Origin of the sequence: Desulfobacula toluolica Tol2, from assembly GCF_000307105.1 — a bacterium.
Lineage (GTDB): Bacteria > Desulfobacterota > Desulfobacteria > Desulfobacterales > Desulfobacteraceae > Desulfobacula > Desulfobacula toluolica.
The window spans coordinates 2206862-2229833 of the sequence record NC_018645.1 but is presented as its reverse complement, the minus strand read 5'-3'; the positions used below and the strand labels follow the sequence as shown (position 1 = coordinate 2229833).

The following is a 22972-nucleotide window of genomic DNA, read 5'->3' as shown; positions in this document are numbered from 1 at the left end:
ATTGGCTTTAGCATATTTGTCTCCTTTGGCTTATTACCAGTCTTTTGCATGTCTGACATTTCCAAATTCAGACCCCATATAAGCCCTTGTCAACGGGGCAACAACCATGTGGGAAAATCTTGAAAACGGAATGAGAATGAGCATCAACTCTCCTGAAAGCACATGCATGATGACCATTAGTTTGTATAAAAAGAACTGGTGATATGCCAGAAAACCTGTAATAAAAGGCAAAGCAACAATTAACAACAATATATAATCTTTAAAGGATGTTAAATACCTTACTTCAGGAACCTTCTGTCTTCGAACGGCAAAGAAAACCAACGCAAGGATCACAACAACAGTTAATATATCGGCCAGGCCGTCATCCAAAGCTATCCAGGAAACCTGGAACGCTTCATCAATCAAAACAATGTGGGACATCAAAAAAATGGGAACAATAAAAAGAAGCAGATGGAAAATATAAGATATTGAATAAAATACCGGGCTTTGTTTTGTACTTTGGGGGAAAAACGGAATCAGCCAGGCAAAAATTGATCTTAAACTGTGTTTCAAGGTCAGGTATGAATAGATATAAGGCTCTCTGGCATTCACATCTTTGATAATAGAAACGATTTTAAATATCAGTCCGAGTATGAAAATCAAAAAAGATACCCAGACCATTGGCCCCATAATAAAGTCTATAAAGGCATTCATATGTGTCTCCTTTGGTTAAATATCCTTTTATAAAATCTTGTTAAGTGACAGGATCTGTCGTTGATATACACCGTCTGTCACTGCCCGTTGCATAATTTTTGTATTATCAGGACTGATCACAGGGGTGGTCATAAAATCATAACCATTTGGGATCACATGATTATTTACCACCAGAAAATATTGTCCCTGTTTTTCAATTACGACAGATACAATACTGCCATCAGAACTTATACACGGATCAAACACCTTGTCTGCCGCAAGATCCCATTTTTTTTGATTCACCGCTAAAGTCCAGGCCCCTTTGTCTTTGAGTACCGCCACCAGGGTTGATCCGTCTTTTGAATAAACAAGATCTGAAATCATCTGATCTGCAGACATATTCCAGACAGTATCATTTTGTGCAACCGTCCATTTACCGAACTCTTTGGATACAATGGCGGCAACATTACCGGTTTTTGGAGAAACCAAAAGTTTCCAGAGCTGTTCATAGCTGTTTTTCCAAAAAGGTTGACAGTCTTTGTAAAGAATCCATTTACCACCGGTCTTAACCGGTGCTATGACTGAAGATTCATCGGGTAAAAACACAGGCTTCCATACGGATTGAAACTTTTTATCCCAAACTGTATCGTTGACGGCAACAGTATAGTCACTCCGGTTTAAGCGCGCGCCATATGCAACGTTTTTACCGGTTGAATCAAAGCTTATATCCCATATATTTAAAAATTTTTTCTCAATGGCCTTTCCATTAACGGCACAGGAAAAAACACCTTGTTTAAATGTTTCGATATCCGCAGCAGACATTGGGGAAACCTGCACGACAGCAGCAGTACTGCCGGTATCACTTAAGACCATTTCATTGATGTTATCATACATCCGGTCCCAGGATTCATCATTGACCGCCATTGCATATTCCGAATCCTTCTGGACTGCGATACTTACGCTCGAACCATCGGGAGTTGCCTGAAAATCCCAGATAAAATCAAACCGGCTCTCCCAGTCGTTACCGCTGATACTCAATGTCCATTCCTCATCATTGCTGACTAACGCAGCAAACCTGCCATCCGGCAAGGGCCTTAAACACCAGGCCTTTTCATATTCGCCAGTCCATAGTTCACCATTTTCACACACTGAGAACACGCCTTCCTCGACATTCACAATGCCGGCAATGGTCTCCCCATCAGGACTGACATAGGGTTCTTCCACCCAGGCAAACCGGTCTTTCCATTCCCGGACAGGCACTTCCTTTAAATTTGTTGTCCAGTCAAAAGATTTGCTTTCTTCCATTTTGATCTCCGAACTTTTTGTTAAACCAACATTAGCTTTTTAATTCGTTAATAATTGTATCCAAAGATGCTACGGTCAGCGGCTTTTCAATAAAAAAATCTATTCCCGCCTTAAGTACGTCAAGTTTTAAATCATCATTAACAATCGTTGTCATTAAAATTCTTATAATATCAGGATTATCCATAGCCACCTGATTTAAAAAGTCAACGCCATTCATATCAGGTAAAAAATAATCTGAAATAACTATGTCAATCTTCTGATATTTGAGAGAATTCAACCCTTGTGCTGCTGTTTTAAATATCAAAAAATCCATCTGGGTGCTATCAAAAAAAACTTTTAAGGAATCCCGAACATGTTCATCATTATCAATAAACATTATTTGAGGTGATTTTTTATCTTGTTTTGCCATTTGATCCAAAATTAAATTATTAATTATTGGAATCATGGAAAGCAGAAACCATGCCAGTCTACAAAACAATAATTTTATTTATAATATCAGCAGATTACAAACACCTTGATGTAACACCTGTTTGTGTATAAAACAATTAGTATAAAGATTTCTAAAAAAAATTAGAAATCTTTCTAAGTTTAGAAAATTTCATATATGCCAATCATCCGCAATCTTTCTTGAGTACCAGATTGTCCCGATGAATAATTTCATCATAATGTTTGCCGCCAAGACAGGCTTCTATCTGGGAAGATTTTAATCCTTTTATCAAATTGATATCAAACGACCGGTAGTTGACCAGTCCCGTACCAATGATTTCATTGTCAGAAGTTTTAAAAAAAACCGCGGCCCCCTGCTCAAACTCCCCTTCCACAGATAAAACCCCTATGGGCAATAGGCTTTTTCCATTTTTTCGTACCGCACTTACCGCACCTTGATCAATAACAAGACTGCCTTTGGGGACAAGGGCATAGGCAATCCAGCATTTCCTGCTGGCCATTTTTTCTTTTCTGGGAACAAAATATGTGCCATGTTCCTCCCCGTCAAACAAACGCAATAGTACGTTTTGGGAATTGCCCCTGGCCACTATCATGGGAATTCCCGAGGAAGTGACTTTCCGGGCGGCCTGTATTTTACTGAGCATTCCCCCGGTGCCCAATGTTCCGGGAATATGACTTGCATATTCTTCAATCTCTTTTTCAAATGTGGTAACTTTTGGGATCAGCTTTGCATCGGAAAATTGCCTTGGATCTTTATCGTACAATCCATCAATATCGGTTAAAATAAACAAAAAATCCGCATCCATTAACAAGGTGATCATGGCGGCAAGATTGTCATTATCCCCAAGTTTTATCTCTTCAACCATGATGGTGTCATTCTCATTGATAACAGGCACAACCTTCCACTCCATGAGTGTATGCAATGTATTTCTTGCATTCAGATAACGTTTCCGGTTGTTCAGGTCTTCCGCGGTCAACAGAATCTGAGCCACTTTTTTATCACATTCAGAAAAACTTTTTTCATAGGCATTCATCAGTCCGCTCTGGCCTATGGCTGCAATGGCCTGACGTTTGGGGATCTCATCCGGACGGCGCATCATTTGCATTTTTCTAAGTCCGGCCGCCATGGCACCTGATGAAACCAGGATCACCTCAATCCCCCTGTCCATAAGGCTGCTGATCTGCCTGGAGATGGATTCAATCACCTCCAGATTCAAACTGTTTTTAGCTGTAATAACATTACTGCCCAATTTTACAACTACCCGTCTGGCAGTAATCAAACGTTGTTTTGGCATGTTTCTCTCTAACTAAAAATCTTTATTCAAGGATTTATGGGTGAACGGTTTTGCAGCCTCGCCGGTATAATCTTTTACCATATGCCCGTCACCTATCATTCGCCACTGGTAAATCATAAGCCCTTCAAGCCCCACCGGTCCCCGCGCATGAATTTTATTGGTGCTGATTCCCACTTCAGCACCCAGGCCGAACCGAAACCCGTCACTGAACCTGCTGCTGCAGTTCCAGAACGCATCTGCCGTATCTGTATGATCCATAAAATACAGGGCCCTTTTCTTATCCGAAGTCACGATCACATCTGTGTGGCCCGATCCATACCGGTTAATATGCGCCACAGCCTCTTTCAAAGACGGCACAACCTTAATGGAGACAATCAAATCAAGGTATTCGGTCTGCCAGTCTTTCTCGGTGGCGGCTTCAACATCAATGATATCACCTGTCTTCTCACACCCGTAAATTTTAACACCCTTTGCTTCCAGTTCTTTTTTTAACACAGGAAGAATATCTTTGGCCAAAGCTTCATGAACCAGGATGGTTTCTGTTGCATTACACACCGCCACATACTGGCATTTGCTGTCCACGGACAGGTCAACCGCCATTTTGGGATCGGCAAGCCGATCAATATAAAGGTGACAAATCCCGTCTGCATGTCCCAGAACCGGAATGACGGTATTATCCATTATATAACGCACAAATTCATTACTGCCTCTTGGGATAATCAGATCAACATATTTTTCAAGCTTCAGCATCTGATCCACATCGCTTCGGGTTTCCAGCAACCCCAGCCATCCTTCAGGCAACCCGGTATCCACACCGGCTTTGGAAATGACGGACGCCAGGATTTGATTGGTAGCCGAAGCCTCACTGCCCCCTTTGAGCAAAACAGCATTCCCGCTTTTCAAACAAAGCGCGGCAATCTGTACCAGGGCATCCGGGCGGGATTCAAAAATAACCCCTATCACGCCAATGGGCCGGCTAACCTTAAAAAGGGTCAAACCTTTGTCAAGCTCAGTTGCGGACAATGTCTTTCCCACCGGGTCTTCCAGTTTTATCAGACTGGCAATCCCGTCACAGGCTTCGGATATTTTTGGTTGATCAAATTTCAACCGTTTTAATAAAGGAGCGTCCAGATTATCTTTTCGGGCCTGTTCCAGATCGTTTTTATTGGCATCAATAATAAGATCCATATTAGTTTCCAAGGCCTTAATAATATTTTTCAGTGCCTTATCTTTGATATCTGTTGAAAGTGCCGACATCAAAATAGCAGCATCTTTACATTGCGTGGCTATTGCTTGAATATCCATTTTTTTTCCTTAACTTAAACTTCCTGTTCTTTGATTTTACGCCCTATTCATCCATTAAATTTGTTTTTCTGTCAAGGGTAAAAACCACTTCCAAAAGGGGTAAAAAACACAAAAGTACTAAAAAACAACTAAAAAAGCGGGATTTTATTTCTTAAATTCGGATTGTATTGTCCTATAATATATAGTAAAAGGATTTATTTTTAAATTAACTGGAATATTAAAAATATTCTAGTAATTTCATGGTTTAATAATCAGGCAGACAAAGACAAGCTCTGCTGCAAGGACAAACATTATGAGCAGTCTTGTTCGACTATTGGGATTTTCACTCTCCGGTCAGAGATATGCGTTGCATCTTGATGCTGTTGACAGGGTTATAAGCTCTGTTGAGATAACTCGATTGCCCAATGCACCGGATATTGTTCTCGGAGTGGTGAATGTTCAGGGCCGGGTTCTTCCGGTTTTTAATATAAGAAAACGCTTTGGAATTCCTGATAAAGAAATTGACTTGACCGATCATTTGATTATTGCCCACACAATAAGACGGACGGTCATTCTTTTAACAGACAGCGTAAACGGCGTTATTGAGTGTTCAGAGCAGGAGGTCACTAAAACTGAAAAAATTATTCCCGGCATGGGATATATAGAAGGTATAGTCAAATTCGAAAACGGCATGATCTTCATTCATGATCTCAATCAATTTCTATCTCTTGATGAAGAAAAAGCATTGGATGATGCACTATATCAATAAACCTTTATATAGTGAAAATGAAACAGCAATTTCAGAATCATCACTGAGCTTGATCAGCAAATTTCTATCCGCTAATATGGGACTTTATTTTCCAAAAGAACGTTGGCCGGATCTTAGCCGGGGCATTGTATCAGCCTGCCAAGAGTTTGATCACAAAGACCCGGAATCGTTTATCCAATGGCTTTTATCCTCGTCGCTCACAAAAAGCCGAATTGAGTCCCTGGCAATCCATCTCACCATTGGGGAAACCTATTTTTTCCGGGACAAAAACGTTTTCAATGCTCTTGAAACACACATCCTTCCAAAATTGATGCAAGCACGCCAAAAGACCGGCAAGTGTCTGCGGCTGTGGAGCGCGGCCTGCTCCACAGGTGAGGAGCCATATTCTCTGGCCATATTGCTTTCAAAAATGATCCCGGATTTAAGCGATTGGAATATCACCATTTGTGCGACTGATATTAATCCTCAATTTTTAAAAAAGGCTTTAGGCGGAATTTATACCAAATGGTCATTCCGGGGAACTTCTGAGCGGTTCAAGGACACATACTTCACAAAAACAAAAAACGGACATTACAGGCTTGATCCGCTGATCAAAAAGATGGTCAAATTTTCATACCTTAATCTTATGGATAATTGTTACCCCTCGATAACAAATAATACCAACGCCATGGATTTAATCTTTTGCCGAAACGTACTTATGTATTTTCCACCTGAATATGTCAAAAAGGTTATCAGCCGCATATACCGATCTAACTCAAAGGGAGGATGGTTTGTGGTAAGTCCGGGAGAAATGCCCAACCAATTTCATTCAAAATTTAATACCGTGTACTGCGATGGGGCTATTTTCTACCAAAAAGGCAGCAGTCAAACTTCTTTTAAACAAGATTTCAAAGAAAATCCGGTATTCCCAATCCCGGAAAACCAGCCGAAAAACCAGCTTGATTATCAAAATTATTTTCAGCAAGAACTTCTTTTTTTGGAAAAGACCGATATAACCGATGAAATCATGCCCCAACCGCTGAAAATATCCCCGGAATCTCCCAAATCAACAGAACCGGACAAAAGTTCCAGCAAACAGGCTCTGCAATTATTTGAGAGAGGTGAATATACCAAGGCCGCTGAATTACTCCGTGAACTATTATCAAACGACCAATTCAACGCCGATGCCATGACCTTGCTGGCTCGAACATACGCCAACAAAGGAGACCTGGCCAAAGCGGCACAATGGTGTGAAAAGGCGATTGTCACAGACAAGCTCAACCCGTCCTTCCATTATTTATTATCAACCATCATGGCCGAGATGGGCCGAATGGAAGAGGCGGCATCAGCACTAAAGAACGTGCTTTATCTCGACTATAACTTTGTGCTTGCCTATTTTTCTCTCGGAAATATCAACTGCCGGCTGGGCAAGCTGAAAGAATCAAAAAAAAATTTTGATAATGCCATCTCCATTTTGAGCGGGATGCAAACAGACGATATTGTGCCGGAGTCGGACGGAATAACCGCCGGTCGTCTCATGGAAATCATAAAATTAACATCCGGCCAGGAGGCCGCAAATGAGCAATAATGATTTAATGTCAAAAAAAATAGACTGGGACCGGATTCATCGGCATTTGGACGAATCAAATACTGCTATTGGAAAAGGTTTCCCAGCAGACCCGGACAAAAAAATTAAAATCCTTAAAAAAAGGGCTCAACTGCTTTCCAGGGAAACCGGGAAAATCGAGGGGAAAAAGGCTCAAATTGAAATAGTGGAGTTTGTCCTGGCCTATGAAAATTATGCCATTGAATCCAAGTACATCAGTGAAGTCTATCCATTAAAGGAATTCACAGCCATACCATGCACACCAAACTTTGTTCTGGGTATTATCAACGTTCGCGGAAGGATTATCTCAATTATTGATCTCAAAAAATTCTTTGACTTGCCGGATAAGGGAATTGCCGACTTCAATAAAGTCATCATCATCAGTTCAGAGCTGAACGAATTCGGTATAGTAGTGGACAGCATTACAGATGTAAGGTCCATCATGACAAGTGAAATCCAGCCATCGCTGCCCACTTTAACCGGAGTTCGTGAAGAATATCTCAAAGGTATTTTAGAGGATAGAATCGTTGTGCTTGAGGCGGCAATGATTCTATCTGACTCAAAAATAATCGTTCACGAAGAAGTTGATACATAAGTAAAGGAGAGAGGCAAATGTTCAAAAATATGAGGATCGGCATAAAAATAGGATTTGGTTTTATCGTTATTTTGCTTCTGGCGATGGCGGTGATGTATTTCGGCCACAAAGGCTTGCTCGCAATGGAGGACCGGGTTGACAAGGTTGAAAGCGTTAACCGTCTGGTCAAATACGCGCTCGGGATAAACAGATCAGGTAAGAATTATGCTCTGACACATGATCGGCAGTATGCCGATGAGGTACTTGCCAACCTGGATGGAATGAAAAAGCAGGCCAAAAAGACCAGGGAAAAATTCAAACAGGATGTAAATAAAACTCATATGTCCGAAGTATTAGCCATTACAGATAATTATGACGATGCTTTTCATAAATATTTGGATATTGAAGCACAACAGAAAACACTGGATGCCGACATGGTTCAAGCAGCCCGTGACCTGGAAAAAATAGCTGATGATTTAAAACAGTACCAGAAAAAAGAATACTCCCGGTTACGCGAAAAAAATGCAAGCAAGGCTGAGCAAAACGACATATTGACAAAGTCTGACGATGCAAACCTGATTATCAACTGGATTCATGAATGCAGGCGGAATGAAAAAAACTTTATCTTGCGCAATGATGAAAAGTCTTCTCAACAATTAATCAAAAATATAAAAAATATCATCGACCATGCAACAGATCTTAAACGCCGTTTAGATAAAGAAGAAACTCAAAAAATGGCTGAACAAATTATTATTAAAGCTAAAGAGTACCAAAAGGCTTTTTTCAATTACAAGGAACTAAGTGATGGATTCAAGGTAAATTTAGAAAAAATGATGCATGTAGCAAATTCATTTAATTACATTTGTAAGGAAGTGGAGGCAGACCAGAAAAACAAGATGCTCAACGAGATGGCTTCGGCAAAAAACAGGATGCTCAGCGGCATAATTGCCGCTATTGTTTTGGGAATAATCCTCTCGTTTATCATCATCAGGGCCATTACTATTCCTATTTCCAGGATCACAGAAATTGCAAGAAAAATATCTGACGGTGATTTTACTTATGAAGTAGAAATTGTGCAAAACGATGAAATCGGCCAACTGGCAGATATTTTCAGAAACCTGAAAGAAAGCTTGCAGGAGAAGACACAATTGGCTGAAAAAATATCCAAAGGAGATTTAAATATTAAAGTAAAACCCAGATCAACAAAGGACGTGCTGGGAAATGCCCTGGCAGCCATGACCAAAAGACTTCAGGAACAGTCTGTTTCATTAAAAGAGGCGATTAATGTTATTTCCTCTTCAACTTCTGAAATCGCCGCCACAGTTACCGAGCTTGCCACCAGTGTCTCGGAGACTGCTACGTCAGCAAATGAGACCACCACCACAATGGAGGAAATAAAACAGACTGCGGACCTTGCCAATAAAAAATCAAAAACTGTTTCCGAAAATGCTCAACAGGCCCAGCAAATATCAATTACAGGCAAGCAGGCCACAGATGAAACCATTGATGGAATGAGCCGGATAAAAACCCATATAGGATCTATTGCCGAATCAATTGTAACGCTGAGCGAACAGAACCAGGCCATCGGAGAAATCATTGCCACGGTGGATGACATTGCAGAGCAGACAAACCTGCTCGCGGTTAACTCCTCTATTGAGGCAGTTAAAGCAGGTGAGATGGGCAAGGGTTTTTCCGTGGTAGCCCAGGAAATCAAGAGCCTTGCAAAACAATCCAAACAGGCCACCAAAAGGGTGAGGACAATACTCAACGAGGTACAAAAAGCCACCGGCAAAGCAGTCCTGGTGACTGAAGAGGGAAGCAAGACTGTTGAAGAAGGAATAAAACAAGCCAGGAAATCAGGGGATGCAATCTCAACCTTGACAGGCAGCATTACCACAGCTGCCCATACAGCGATCCAGATTGCGGCGTCAAGCCAGCAGCAGTTGGTTGGAATGGACCAGGTGGGAATGGCAATGATGAACATCAAAGAAGCCAGCGCCCAAAACGCATCCGGCACCAAGCAACTGGAAATCGCGGCCCGGAACCTGGACGAGCTGGGCCAAAAACTCAAGCAGAAAATGGAATGGTATAAGTTTGAAGCATAAGAAAAGGGAGTCTCATGGGCTTAACAAACAAAGATCTGCTGAAAAGACTCCGGGCCGCCTTTAAGGCTGAGGCTGAAGACCGCCTGAAAATAATCAACTCCGATCTGGTCGAACTGGAGAAAAAACCTGCAGGTGACAAGTATGATGAAGTGATTGAATCCATATTCCGGCAAACCCACAGCCTGAAGGGTGCAGCACGCTCTGCAGACCTGCCTGTGATAGAAAAAATTTCAGGGGCACTTGAGGACATATTTTCAGCATTAAAACGAAATGAGATTAAAATTTCGTTTGAAATGACAAATGTGCTTTATGATGCAACTGACACATTAGCGGACTTAGCCGCTACTCCCGAAAGTGAACATACAAATGTTCATGGAAATCAGATTTCCAAAATCATAAAACAAATCAAAGAGCTGAGTTCAGGCAAAAGCGTGAACGAAACCAAACCTGTTGAAAAAGAACCCAAGCCAGTTGATAAGCTTCTTCCGGCCATGGCAATAAAAAAAACACAAAAAGAAATTGCACCACAGCCAGAACCTGCCGCCCCTCAGAAGAAAGGACAGGAAGCTTTCAAAGAGGCTGATCCTCAAACACAAACCATAAGGGTCTCCATAAACAAACTGGATTCGCTCATGCTGCAAGCAGAAGAGATACTCCAAGCCAAACTTTTGGCAAACAGACACAAAAACGAGCTTCAGGATCTTATTGAAATGCTGGAGTTGTGGAAAAAGGACTGGGCACAGATAACAACGGCCACACATGCTTTGTCACAAATGATTAACAAAGAAACAGAACCTGGCAGAAAAAAAAAGACCGCCCTGGTATCCTTATCCAAGTTGATAGAGTTGATTGAATCAAATCAAAACCAGTCAAGATTATTTGAAGACAGGCTCCTTGCTCTTTTTAAATCAGCGCATCAGGATAAGAGGCTGGTCGGCGAACTTGTGGACAGGCTGCTTGAAGACATGAAGGACGTGCTGATGCTTCCCTTTTCTTTTTTTCTGGAAATGATCCCCAAAATAGTGCGTGATCTTGCACGCGATCAAAACAAGAAAGTCAAGGTATCAATGGAGGGCGGAGATGTTGAAATAAACAGAAAGATTCTGGAAGAAATGAAAGACCCGCTGATACATTTACTTCGCAACTGCGTGGACCATGGAATTGAAAAATCAGAAATAAGAAAGAAAAACAAAAAACCGGAAACCGGAACGGTTAATGTCATAATCAGCCAGACAAACAGTGACAAGATTGAAATTATTATATCCGATGATGGAGAGGGAATTGACATAAAAAAAGTAAAAGAAGCAGCCATCAAGAAAAAAGTCATATCCAGACAGGAAGCAAGTGAGCTTTCCGAAAAAGAGGCTCTTGATCTTATTTTTCAATCAGATGTAACAACAAGCTTGATCATAACCGACATATCCGGAAGGGGACTGGGTATGGCCATAGTACGCGAAAAAATCGAAAGACTTGGCGGCGAAGTTTCTGTTGAAAGCACCCCTGGCAAAGGAACTAAGTTCCGGGCACTTCTTCCCATAACACTTGCCACCTTCAGGGGCATACTTGTGTCGGCTGGGGAACAGCAGTTTATCATACCAACGGTGAATGTTGACCGGGTGGTTAGAGTCAGGCCTGATGACATTAAAACCGTTGAAAACAAGGAAACCATTCTTCTAAACGGCAAGACCGTGCCGCTGGTGCGGCTTGATGACGTACTGGAAATCCATCACAAAGAAAGAGTATCCGCATCGGAAACATACCCTGCTCTGGTCCTTGGAACCGGGGAAAAAAGGATTGCCTTCAGCCTTGACAAGGTATTGGATGAAGAAGAAATCCTGTTTAAAAGCCTCGGCAAACAGCTCTCCCGTGTCAGAAACATATATGGTGCAACGGTACTTGGAAACAGAAAAGTGGTACCTATTTTGAACGTCATGGACTTGATGAAATCAGCAGTACACATAAGCCCCATGTCCGCAGAAGTCCCAGTTCGCATGGAAGAACAAGAATCAGAAAAGATATCCGTTTTGGTTGCTGAGGACTCCATTACATCGCGCATGCTTTTGAAAACCATTCTGGAGTCAGCCGGATATCAGGTAAAAACCGTGGTTGACGGCTTAGAGGCGTTAACAGAACTCAAAGAAGGCGAATACAATTTATTGGTATCAGATGTTGATATGCCCAGAATGAACGGGTTTGTGCTTACCGGAAAAATCCGTGAGGACAAAAAACTTGGTGATCTGCCGGTGATACTTGTAACCGCACTCCACTCCCGCGAAGACCGAGAGCGCGGAATTGACGTTGGCGCAAATGCATACATTGTCAAGAGCAGCTTTGACCAAAGCAATCTATTGGAAGTGGTCAAAAAATATATTTAGCAGGCAGGAAATTATTATGATTAAAGTCCTGATAGTCGATGATTCACATACAACCATGGAATATCTAAAATATCTTCTTGATTCGGACGATGAAATTATGATTGTGGGAATTGCGCAAAACGGTAAACAAGCAATTGAATTATCAAAAAAAAAGCAGCCTGACGTGATTCTGATGGACATCAACATGCCCAAAATGAACGGATTTGAGGCAACCCGCATCATTATGGAAAACAATCCCGTGCCCATCATTATTATGAGTTCAATCCATGATATTAAAGATACTGCCGTAGTATTCCGAGCCATGGAAGCCGGTGCTGTAACCCTTTTAAACAAACCATGGGGGATGGATCATCCCGACTATAAACGTGATTCTGAAGATCTGCTTCAAAATATAAAATTAATGTCGGAAGTAAAGGTGATCAAACGCAGCAAATCAATACGGGAACCGGCAAGAATGCCTGAGACGAGACCTCCTGTGGCAAGACCCGTGGTCAAACCCGTGGCCAAACAGATAGCAAAATCCGGCAGAATCAGTGTTATAGCAATAGGCGCATCTGCGGGTGGACCTCTTGTTTTACAGGAAATTCTTTTAAAAATACCCAAAAATTTTCCCGTTCCCATATTGATTGTTCAGCATATTTCAAGCGGCTTTATAGACGGCTTAATAAAGTGGCTCGGCCAAACCACTGAATGTACAATTCAACTGGCAGCTCACGGGGAGATATTGCTCCCGGGTCATGTCTATTTTGCACCGGACGATTATCACATGGGAGTCAACAACTCAAACCAAATCATCTTGAGCAAGGCTGAGCCGGAAAACAGCTCCAGACCCGCCATATCGTTTCTCTTCAGGAGCATGGCAAAAGTGTATGGTGCCGAAGCATCCGGTGTCTTGCTTACGGGCATGGGTAAAGACGGGGCTGATGAATTGAAACTCATGAGAGACAAAGGAGCTGTTACAATTGCACAGGACAAAAAAAGTTCATTGGTTCACGGTATGGCCGGAGAGGCGATAAAACTTGATGCGGTCATGTATGAACTTTCCCCGGAAAGTATTTCTGATAAACTGATATCAATTGTTCAATAACAATTGATATTAAATATTAATAAAATGATCATTGAATAAAACAATCAAAGGAATGAAGCATGAAGGATGATGTCCATTTATTAATTGTGGAAGACAGCCCCACTCAGGCTCTGAAAATTCAATATTTTCTGGAGCAGAACGGCTACAAGGTCTCAATGGCTAAAGATGGCGAACAGGCGCTTGTCATGTTAAAAGATATTATCCCCACAATCATCATATCCGACATTGTTATGCCCAAGATGAACGGCTATGAACTCTGTGACGAGATCAAGAAAAACGATAAGTTAAAGGATATCCCGATAATTCTTTTGACAAGCCTTTCCGAACCGGAAAACGTTATTAACGGACTGGTTTGCGGAGCCACAAACTTTATTGTCAAACCTTTTGATGAACAATTTTTGCTGTCGCGAATCAAGTACATCCTCATAAACAAGGAAATGAGAGACAGTGCCTTCTCGCAGATGGGCATTGAAATATTTTTCAGAGATAAAAAATATTTTATATCTTCCGAACGAGTGCAGATGATAGACCTGCTGCTTTCTACATATGAAGTTGCCATTCAAAAAAGCCACGATCTTAAAAAGGCTAACCAGGAACTTGAGCAAATCAAGGATGAACTGGAACGGCGTGTGCTGGAACGGACGGCTGAACTTTCAAAATCTAATGTTCAACTGCAAAAAGAAATTGAGGAAAGAAAGCATGTTGAAGAAGCGTTGCGGCAATCTGAGAATAAGCTGGCGATCAAAAATCAGATATCTCAAGTCTTTATCACTGCGTCTGACGACAAATTATTTGAAAATGTTCTGCAGGTTGTTTTAAAAGCCTTAAAAAGCGAATATGGTATCTACGGATACACTGATGAATCTGGTTCATACACATGCTCTTCTGTTACAAGTGAGGTTAAAAAAGAGTGCGAGATGTCGAATAAAAATATCATATGGCCCCACGCGTCATGGGCCGGCATCAGTGGCAATGCAGTTAGCGGGAAGGAAACCTTGTATTCCAACGAACCCTTCCGGGTGCCGGAAGGTCATATTCAAATAACAAGAATCCTGAATGTTCCCATTATCCACAGAGGAAATGTTATAGGCAATATAATGGTCGGAAATAAGAAAACAGACTATGACAATAGCGATGTCCAGCTAATGGAGTCAATCGCCGGGCATCTTGCACCCCTTCTCAATGCAAAGTTACAAAAAGACAAACAGACAAAAGAGCGTAAAATGCTTGAAGCCCAACTGCAACAAGCACAACGAATGGAATCCATTGGCACCCTTGCAGGTGGTATAGCCCATGATTTCAACAACATACTTTTTCCCATTGTAGGCCATACGGAAATGCTTTTGGAAGATGTCCCTGAAGGCAGCTTATGGAGGGATGATCTGAATGAAATTTATATTGGAGCCCTTAGGGCAAGGGACCTTGTTAAACAAATTCTTACTTTTTCACGTCAAGAAAGCATTGAATTAATACTGACAAAGACTCAGCCTATTATTAAAGAAGTATTAAAACTTATCAGATCCACAATTCCTACAACAATTGAAATAAAACAAAATATTGAAACCGATTGTGGCTTAGTCAAAGCTGATCCCACACAAATTCATCAGATTATGATGAATCTTACAACCAATGCTTATCATGCTATGCAAGATATTGGCGGTGAATTGAAAGTTAGTCTCAAAGAAGTTAAATTGAGCAGGAATAACGCAATAATCCCTGATATGCTGCCAGGAACCTATGCTTGTTTGACAGTGGCTGATACCGGTATAGGTATGGATAAAAATATAACTGAAAAAATCTTTGACCCGTTTTTTACCACAAAAGAAAAAGGCACAGGCATGGGACTTTCAGTGGTGCATGGCATTGTGAATAGAATGGGTGGAACTATCCGGGTACATAGTGAGCCTGGCAAAGGCAGTGAATTCAATGTCTATTTTCCTGTAGCGAGGAGTTCTTCTGAAGAACAGGATTCTCTAACAAAAAAGTTAATTCAGGGAGGCACAGAAAGACTTTTGCTTGTGGATGATGAAAATGCAATCATTTTAATGGAGAAAAGGATGCTGGAGCGTTTAGGATACCAAATTACTTCATGTACCGACAGCATTGAAGCTCTTGAAGTTTTTCACACAAATCCCGATAAATTTGACTTGGTGATTACAGACATGGCAATGCCAAACATGCCGGGAGATAAATTATCTGCTGAGATGGCAAGAATACGCCCTGATATCTCCATATTGCTTTGCACAGGATTCAGTGAAAGAATTTCTGAAGAAAAAGCAGCGTCTTTGGGCATTAAAGGTTTGTTGATGAAACCGATTGTAATGAGGGATTTTGCCCAGAAAATTCGTGACGTGCTGGATGAATCTGTGCCGGCCTCATAGAGAGGACAGAGAGGTTAATGTTTTCAAGCAAGACTTCAAACGTTTGCCTTTGGCTTTTTGAGAATTCAAGCCTTAATCAAGTAAATTTAGTGTAGAACTTAACAATACGTCGCAGATTTAATACTATTAATGGATAAATGGTCGCATAATCGCAACCACTCAAAACAAATAGGCACTTTTCCAAATCATAACCAGCTAAATTTATAGATTTTTCAGAAAATATTGACAAGTATGTTTTTTGGCATGCATTATGCTATCTATACAAAACTGGGATTTAAGTTTTAAGATGACTCTAAATCAAGGAGAGGTTGAAAAATGGAAAAAGTAGTGGTTGTCGGATGCGGTTCATATATGGACCAGGGATATGGCTGCCCGGGCGAATGGCGTTGCTTGAAGGCAGCCGCACAGGGCGATGGCACATTCGAAAATCCATCCCAGGTTATTGGTTTTGTCAAATGTGAATGCCCCGGACGAACCGTTGTTCCCAGTATTGGCATGGCAATGAAATTGTCTGAAATCAAACCTGATAAAATATATTTGAGTTCCTGCCTGGCCAATGCCGTTCCGGGATGTCCCTATACCGGTGCAAAGGACCTGGCAGACATCATAGAAAAGAAAACCGGAATTGGTGTTGTTGTAGGTACCCACGATTACCATTAAAAATTGAAAGGAATGATCAATGGCAGAAGCTGTCATTAGGCTTGGAAATAAAAACCGAAAAAATATTTTTTTGAACAAAGTCAAAGAATTGCTGCCTGAAGGCGGCAATTTAAGTGCTTGTTTAACTTGCGGCGCTTGCGCCTCAGGGTGTCCTGCCACAGGACTTGATAATATGGATCCCAGAAAATTTCTTCGAATGGCTGCGTTAGGTATGGATGATGAAATCGCCAAATCTGACTGGCCCTGGATGTGTACCATGTGCCAGCGTTGCATTTATGTATGTCCCATGCAGATCGATATCCCCCAATTGGTCTTTAATGCCAGAGCACTTCGCCCCAGAGAAGAAAGACCTACAGGTATCCTTGGGTCCTGTGACATGGCCCTGAGAAATGAAAGTACAAGTGCCATGGGAGCCTCTCCGGAGGATTTTGAATTTGTCGTCGGTGATGTATTGGAAGAATACAGGGAGGCTCAGCCTGAATTCGCAGATATGCAGGCCCCTATTGATAAAGAAGGTGCTGAATTTTTTCTGAACCAGAATTCCAGGGAACCTGTGACAGAACCTGACGAAATGATACCCCAATGGAAAATTCTTCACTTGGCTGGCGTTGACTGGACCTATGGCAGTCGAGGATGGGCAGGTGAAAACTATTGCATGTTCCTGGCGGATGACGATGCATGGAAAAAGGTAACCGGAACAACAGTGGATCAGGCCAACAAGCTTGGGTGTAAGACCTTTCTCAATACCGAATGAGGTCACGTAACATTTTCAGTCCGGGCCGGAGTGAAAAAATACAACCTTGAGCATAACTTTGAAATTAAAAACATATATGAATATTATGCAAAATGGATCCGTGAAGGAAAACTAAAGGTCAATTCCGATTGGAATAAAGATCTTAAAATAAAATTTACCGTACAGGATCCATGTCAAATTGTCAGAAAAAGCTATGGTGATCCCATTGCCGATGATTTGCGTTTTGTTGTAAAATCGGTTGTTGGAGAAGAAAATTTTGTAGATATGCAGCCAAACAAATCTAATAATTATTGTTGCGGCGGCGGCGGCGGTTTTCTCCAATCAGGGTTTAAAGAGGAGCGACTCGAATACGGAAGATTAAAAGACAATCAAATCAAGGCCACAGGGGCCGATTATTGCATTGCAGGCTGTCATAATTGTCATGCCCAGATCCATGAACTGAGCGAGCATTATGGTGGGAATTACCCTGTAGTTCATCTATGGACTTTGATTTGCCTGTCATTAGGAATATTAGGGCCAAATGAGCGGGAATATCTGGGAGATGACTTGAAAGATGTTAACGTATTTCACCCGGAAACGGCTCTTTAACCTCCAAAACCATCAAGCTAAAAAATGAATATTGGATCGGAGGGGAAGTCCCAACAGTGACCTCCCCTCCAGACCAAAGAACCTTTCTTATGTGTCCATACACAGTCCCATATCACTTTTATCAATTGATAAATACCAAACCAATGCCTTCTTCATTTTGTCATTTGACCTTATTTCCACCAGCCTAATTCATTAATAGAAAATGATTGATTAGGCTTGATGTTAAGGCCGTTTTCCAGAATAAAGTCCACCGTCCTTTTTTTAGCTGCCAATTTCCGGAAGACTCCGCGTTTAACAAGTTTCTTACACATACCCATCTAATGTTATAATGTTATGAGGCACTCAGATATTTTTCTTGATTAAGCCTAATCAATAACAAACAATGCTGAATAAATTGCTTCAAATAATGAAATCAAAATTCAATTTATCCAAAAAGAAATATTCCCGGAAGTTGAGTGATTGATAAAAAAATTAAAGCGCATTCCAGGATCGTTTATAGAAACCCGTGAATGCGCTTTATTCAAATTTAAAACTATATGAAATTGATTAACTCTGCCTAATGATGGGAATCTCCACTATCATTCAGGGTGTCATAAACTGCTTTTAAAACACAGAATGTCATGCCGGCACCCAGAATACCAATGGCATACCAGAATCCACCAAAGAAGATTCCGTGCCCGATATCCCATGCCCATTCAAAACAAAATGGAAACATAATCTTTCTCCTTTATGCAAAAAAGGTTATTCCGTCTCTGCCACTGGATTTGAATTAAGTTCCTGCTCCTGGGGGAAAACAGGAAGGTAACGATATGTAATGGCAATCAGGATGATTCCATAGGCCACGGGCAGAACAGTAGTTGCAACTTCCTGCCAGCTTGGAATATAAAGTGCCCAGGTATCAAAACTCATTACCGGAACCGCCATGATTTGAAGAACCATGACCCATCTGTTCAGACAAACCCCGATAACACCAAGAGTAATTGCAATAAGTCTCAAAGCCGGATTTTCACGCGTTGATTTTTTGATAAGAATCAAACCCGGAACAATGCCGCATAATACAATTTCAGTCAGCAGTATCCAGTATCCATAAAAACTGTTGTCAGTATAAAAATGACTTAGCTTAAATCCAAGACTTGGGACTGTTACGCTTGCCCAGTAAATGGTATCAATAATTTTGGCAACGATATAGGTGGTTATCATCCAACCGGATATTTTGGCCAGAAGATTTACAACATTATCTTTAACCAGTTTTTTTCCGGTAATAACTTCAGTTATTTTTGTCACCAGAAGGGTAAAGCAAGGACCGAATGCAGCCGCAGACCATGTAAACAAAAAGAAAGTCCAGGGCCAGATCAACAGACCTTCCCTGACGGCAAAAGGACGGCCATACATTACGCCTGCAACCCCGCCAAGAGATCCTTGATGAAAAAAAGAAAGAAAAGCACCGGTTGCGGCAAAAATAGCCATCACACCATGCATATTATGTGCAAGGTGATGAAAAAACGGCACTTTGTTAGCCTGACGGTTTTCAAGAATATTGGGGATAAACTCAATAGTCAATACCGCAAAATAACAAGACAGGCAAAATGCCACCTCTGTCAACATTGAATGAACATTGGCATGCCAGAAAATAAACCAGCCCCGAAGCGGCTGTCCAATATCAATGGCAAGAATCAGCAATGCCGAACTATAACAGATAAAACCGATGATAACGGCAAAATTTATGATATTTTTCAGCTCATCAATTTTAAAAATATATCGCAACAGCCCTGTAAAAAATGCGCCCCCCCCAACTGCAATGACGGCAAGATCAGCCCAGATCCAAAGGGCAAATCCGTAATAATCATTCATATTGGTCTGGTTCAGGCCTTTAAACCAGCAAAGGAACATGGCATAAACGCCCCAAAGAAGTACGGCACCAACGATTGCAATTCCAATGGTGAATTTTGGAAATGAACACCGTTTTGCACCTTCAGGTATTAATGCAGAATCCATATTTATTCACTCCTAAATAAGATTTCGGATATCTTAATCATGGGATGAAGACCCATGATGATTCTTAAATTTATCCCACTCGCCATCCAGGTAATTATCACCTGCTTTTCTAACCCATTCGCGTTCGGAAAGATAATAAACTTTTGGATTGGTTCCAAGTCGTTCAAGAAGCCTGAATACTTTAGGATTTCTTGATTTTCCGACCACATGTTTGTTTCTTGGATCAGGGTGGGGATCAGGTTTGACAATCTTATGGACCTGATGATCGGGATTATTAAGATCCCCGAATACAATTGCACCTGCCGGACAAGCTGTGGTGCAGGCAGTCTGATATTCGTGTTCCTCAATATCATCACGGCCTTCAACGTATGCAGTATCCCTTGCAGCCTGGTATCTGTGATAACAGAAGCTGCATTTTTCCACGACCCCTCTCATCCTCGGAGATACATTGGGACTCAGGTATTTTTCCATGCCTTCGGGCCATTTGGGGTCCCACCAGTTAAAATACCTTGCATGATAGGGGCATGCTCCCATGCAATATCGACATCCAAAACAGCGTGTATAAATCTGGCTGACAATTCCCGTATCATAGCCATAGTCGGTTGCAGTGGCAGGGCAAACGGAAACACAAGGAGAGTGACCATGATCACCTTTTCCTCCGCAGTGCTGACAAGGCCTTGGTACATATGCAATTTCAGTATCAGGAAAGGATTTACCATTTGTTAATTTATAAACACGCATCCAGGTGATGCTATCCTTTTTATTGGACTCATCCTCCTTAAACGGAACATTGTTCTCAGACATGCACGAAACCATGCACGACCCGCATCCGGTGCATTTGTCCAGATCAATAACCATTCCGAACTTATGTGCTTTGTTATTTTCTTGTTTCATTAAGAACCTCTTTAGCAATTTATCCTTAATTTAGGCCTTGGAAATTTTTGCTTTAATTCCAAAGGCAGCATCCAGTCCTGAACCAGATTCAATTACCGGGCCGATTAAGTCATTTACATTGATACCTTTGTTTGACACATACTTATTATCAAAGGTATGACCAAGGCCTTTGACCATTCCGATCACACCCGGCATCATTCCTTCGTTAAAATTTACCATCACACGGGCTGAGCCCATGGGTGTTGTCAATGTAGCATAACCATTATCTTTAAGACCAAAGCCCCTGGCAGTTAAAGGATTAATCTCTACAAAACTGTCCATGCCTTTTAAAACCTTATCTGAAACCGTCTTAACGGCAAAAGGAGATGCAGAAGTTCCTGAACTGATCAGTCTTATGTTGTCAATGGGGATCAATGTAAGCTCATAATCTCCCTGGGCCTGAACCTTTGCAGGGTTATCGGCAATAAAAGAGACATTAACAGATACTAAACGGGTTGGAACGCCTTCGGACAAAACAGCATAACCGTCTTCTGACAAGGCATCCCAGATGCCAGGAGTAACACTTTCCAGACATTGTTCATAAGATTCCCAGTCAAAGCTCCGGGCAATATTGCCTTCCAAGGCTTTTGCAATCAAGATGAGAGTATCTCCGGGATTTTTCGTGTTAAATACCGGTTTGCTCACAGGCTTGGTCAGCCCTACAACCTTCTTTGAAAGCCCGCCACCTGAAGGAACGTCTTCAAGTCGTTCAATGAACGTATGGCTTGGCAGAATAATATCCGCTTGTTTTGCTGTTTCATCAAGGAACGAAGAAAAGCTCACAACAAAAGGAATTTTTTCAAAGGCCTGCTTGATACGCTTGGAATCATGCAACTCGTAACACGGATTTGCATTGTAGACAAAAAGAGCTTCAACAGCAGGTTTTGAAGATTTGGTTATTGTTTCAAAAAGCTGGTTGATTTCTTGTCCTGCTCTATTTTTTGCAACTCCGGTATCTGCAACGCCATCCATTAATTTATTCGGAAACTTAAGATACTCATTTTGGGGCTGGACAAAAACACCACCCTTTTTATTGATATTGCCCACCAGACAGTTCAAGGTATGAACAGCAACAAGTTCTTTCAGACTTTGGGAACCATTGCCACGGCCTTTGCCAAAAACTGCAACCGGCATCTTTGATTTGGCAAACAAAGTGGCGATTTTTTCAATATCAGAGACTTTTACCCCGGTAATTTCAGACGTTTTTGCAGGAGTATAATCCTTTTGGAGCAATGCATCCAATTTGTTCAATCCACCTTTAAAATTAGCTGCAGCTGCACTGTCAAACAAGTTGTTTTTCAAAATAACCGCGCACATTCCAAGGGCCAGATCCGCTTCGGTTCCAGGTTTTATGGGTATCCATTTATCAGCATTTGCAGCAGTATTGGATAACCGAGGCTCAATTTGATAAAGTTTTGCATGCCTTTCTTTTCTGGATGCATTTGCCTTAAAGCAATTAACAGGAGACCCCCAACCTTCGATGATCCCTGCGCCAAAGCTTAAAACAAAACTTGAATTTTCAAGATCGAATCCAATTGTATTCCCTTTACCATGTACTGTTGCTGCCGTCATTTCAAGATAAGATTCAAGGCTTGGCATGGTATAAAAATTGGGAGAACCAAATGTTTTGAGCAAGCGTTTAAACAGGCCGCAAACCGATCCCTGATCATTATCTGTGATGCAGGCAAGTTTTTCAGGTGATCCGCTTTTCCGTATAGCAGAAAGTTTTTCAGCGACAAGTGCAATAGCATCATCCCAGGATATTTCTTCGAAGTTATCACCATTCTTTTTTAATGGAGTTTTAACTCTTGAAGGGTCATACAAATACTGAAGACCGGCAATTCCATGAAGGCAGGCACCGCCGGCATTTATAGGATGGTCTGCAAGGCCTTCAATTTTAACGGGCCTGTCGTCTATTTTCCTGACATTTATACCACAGCTTCCGGGACAGAGGCTGCAAACCGAACTTTCATATTTTACTTCTCCGTCAACAGGGACAGGAGTCCATGGCCAGTTCTGGGTCCAGATGGAAGAATCATCTGTAAGTTTAATCCCCACAGGGGAAACTGCAATACCCGCAACTGCGCCAAGTCCCAATCCCAAGAAGCTTCTTCTGTCAACTTTCATAAATTATTCCTCTATAAAGTTTTGAATTCTTGTGTT

At 41.5% G+C, this 22972-nt stretch carries 18 protein-coding genes; 9 read left to right on the top strand and 9 right to left on the bottom strand.

All coding sequences use genetic code 11. The annotated features are described in order from the left end of the window. Positions 1–33: 33 nt before the first annotated feature. The 5 genes from tmcC to TOL2_RS10230 form a co-directional block, all read right to left on the bottom strand. On the bottom strand, positions 34–693 hold the full coding sequence (gene tmcC, locus TOL2_RS10250; RefSeq protein WP_014957402.1) for a TmcC family electron transfer complex membrane anchor subunit: 660 nt from the start codon (positions 691–693) through the stop codon (positions 34–36). A 27-nt stretch (positions 694–720) separates the two neighbouring features. Continuing rightward, positions 721–1977: an electron transfer complex subunit TmcD gene (gene tmcD / locus TOL2_RS10245; RefSeq protein ID WP_014957401.1), complete on the bottom strand. Its 1257-nt coding sequence runs from the start codon at positions 1975–1977 to the stop codon at positions 721–723. 31 nt (positions 1978–2008) lie between these two features. Further along, positions 2009–2422, bottom strand: a complete 414-nt coding sequence (locus TOL2_RS10240) for a response regulator (protein WP_014957400.1) — start codon at positions 2420–2422, stop codon at positions 2009–2011. 166 nt (positions 2423–2588) lie between these two features. Then, positions 2589–3719: a glutamate 5-kinase gene (proB, locus tag TOL2_RS10235; RefSeq protein WP_014957399.1), complete on the bottom strand. Its 1131-nt coding sequence runs from the start codon at positions 3717–3719 to the stop codon at positions 2589–2591. Positions 3720–3731: 12 nt separating this feature from the next. Further along, on the bottom strand, positions 3732–5024 hold the full coding sequence (locus TOL2_RS10230; protein WP_014957398.1) for a glutamate-5-semialdehyde dehydrogenase: 1293 nt from the start codon (positions 5022–5024) through the stop codon (positions 3732–3734). A gap of 292 nt (positions 5025–5316) precedes the next feature. Between TOL2_RS10230 and TOL2_RS10225 the strand changes: the two genes are divergently transcribed. From TOL2_RS10225 to TOL2_RS24110, 9 genes are all read left to right on the top strand, one after another. Continuing rightward, positions 5317–5772: a chemotaxis protein CheW gene (locus TOL2_RS10225; RefSeq protein WP_014957397.1), complete on the top strand. Its 456-nt coding sequence runs from the start codon at positions 5317–5319 to the stop codon at positions 5770–5772. Continuing rightward, positions 5753–7339, top strand: coding sequence for a CheR family methyltransferase (locus TOL2_RS10220; protein WP_041279412.1), 1587 nt, complete (start codon positions 5753–5755; stop codon positions 7337–7339). Before TOL2_RS10225 ends, TOL2_RS10220 begins: the two co-directional genes overlap by 20 nt. After that, positions 7329–7952: a chemotaxis protein CheW gene (locus tag TOL2_RS10215; RefSeq protein ID WP_014957395.1), complete on the top strand. Its 624-nt coding sequence runs from the start codon at positions 7329–7331 to the stop codon at positions 7950–7952. The genes TOL2_RS10220 and TOL2_RS10215 overlap by 11 nt, the downstream gene beginning before the upstream one ends. A gap of 17 nt (positions 7953–7969) precedes the next feature. Then, positions 7970–10036 (top strand): methyl-accepting chemotaxis protein, encoded by a 2067-nt coding sequence (locus TOL2_RS10210; RefSeq protein WP_014957394.1) that lies wholly within the window; start codon positions 7970–7972, stop codon positions 10034–10036. A 14-nt stretch (positions 10037–10050) separates the two neighbouring features. Continuing rightward, the gene (locus TOL2_RS10205; RefSeq protein ID WP_014957393.1) at positions 10051–12411 is read left to right on the top strand and encodes a hybrid sensor histidine kinase/response regulator; all 2361 of its coding nucleotides are present in this window, start codon (positions 10051–10053) and stop codon (positions 12409–12411) included. A gap of 16 nt (positions 12412–12427) precedes the next feature. After that, the gene (gene cheB, locus TOL2_RS10200; protein WP_014957392.1) at positions 12428–13498 is read left to right on the top strand and encodes a chemotaxis-specific protein-glutamate methyltransferase CheB; all 1071 of its coding nucleotides are present in this window, start codon (positions 12428–12430) and stop codon (positions 13496–13498) included. A gap of 59 nt (positions 13499–13557) precedes the next feature. Further along, positions 13558–15879, top strand: coding sequence for a response regulator (locus TOL2_RS23595; RefSeq protein WP_014957391.1), 2322 nt, complete (start codon positions 13558–13560; stop codon positions 15877–15879). Between the two features lie 315 nt (positions 15880–16194). Continuing rightward, on the top strand, positions 16195–16539 hold the full coding sequence (locus TOL2_RS10190; RefSeq protein WP_014957390.1) for a CGGC domain-containing protein: 345 nt from the start codon (positions 16195–16197) through the stop codon (positions 16537–16539). 19 nt (positions 16540–16558) lie between these two features. Continuing rightward, positions 16559–17881 (top strand): (Fe-S)-binding protein, encoded by a 1323-nt coding sequence (locus TOL2_RS24110; protein ID WP_014957389.1) that lies wholly within the window; start codon positions 16559–16561, stop codon positions 17879–17881. Positions 17882–18437: 556 nt separating this feature from the next. Here TOL2_RS24110 and TOL2_RS25150 read toward each other — a convergent pair. From TOL2_RS25150 to qrcB, 4 genes are read right to left on the bottom strand one after another with little or no spacing between them, the layout of a single operon-like run. Continuing rightward, the gene (locus TOL2_RS25150; protein WP_173391123.1) at positions 18438–18596 is read right to left on the bottom strand and encodes a hypothetical protein; all 159 of its coding nucleotides are present in this window, start codon (positions 18594–18596) and stop codon (positions 18438–18440) included. A gap of 26 nt (positions 18597–18622) precedes the next feature. After that, a complete protein-coding gene (gene qrcD, locus TOL2_RS10175; protein ID WP_014957388.1) occupies positions 18623–19876 on the bottom strand; it encodes a menaquinone reductase integral membrane subunit QrcD in 1254 nt (417 codons plus the stop codon). 33 nt (positions 19877–19909) lie between these two features. Further along, complete coding sequence (gene qrcC / locus TOL2_RS10170; RefSeq protein ID WP_014957387.1) at positions 19910–20770, bottom strand: menaquinone reductase iron-sulfur cluster-binding subunit QrcC; 861 nt, start codon at positions 20768–20770, stop codon at positions 19910–19912. Between the two features lie 30 nt (positions 20771–20800). After that, positions 20801–22936, bottom strand: a complete 2136-nt coding sequence (gene qrcB, locus TOL2_RS10165) for a menaquinone reductase molybdopterin-binding-like subunit QrcB (RefSeq protein WP_014957386.1) — start codon at positions 22934–22936, stop codon at positions 20801–20803. Positions 22937–22972: the final 36 nt, after the last annotated feature.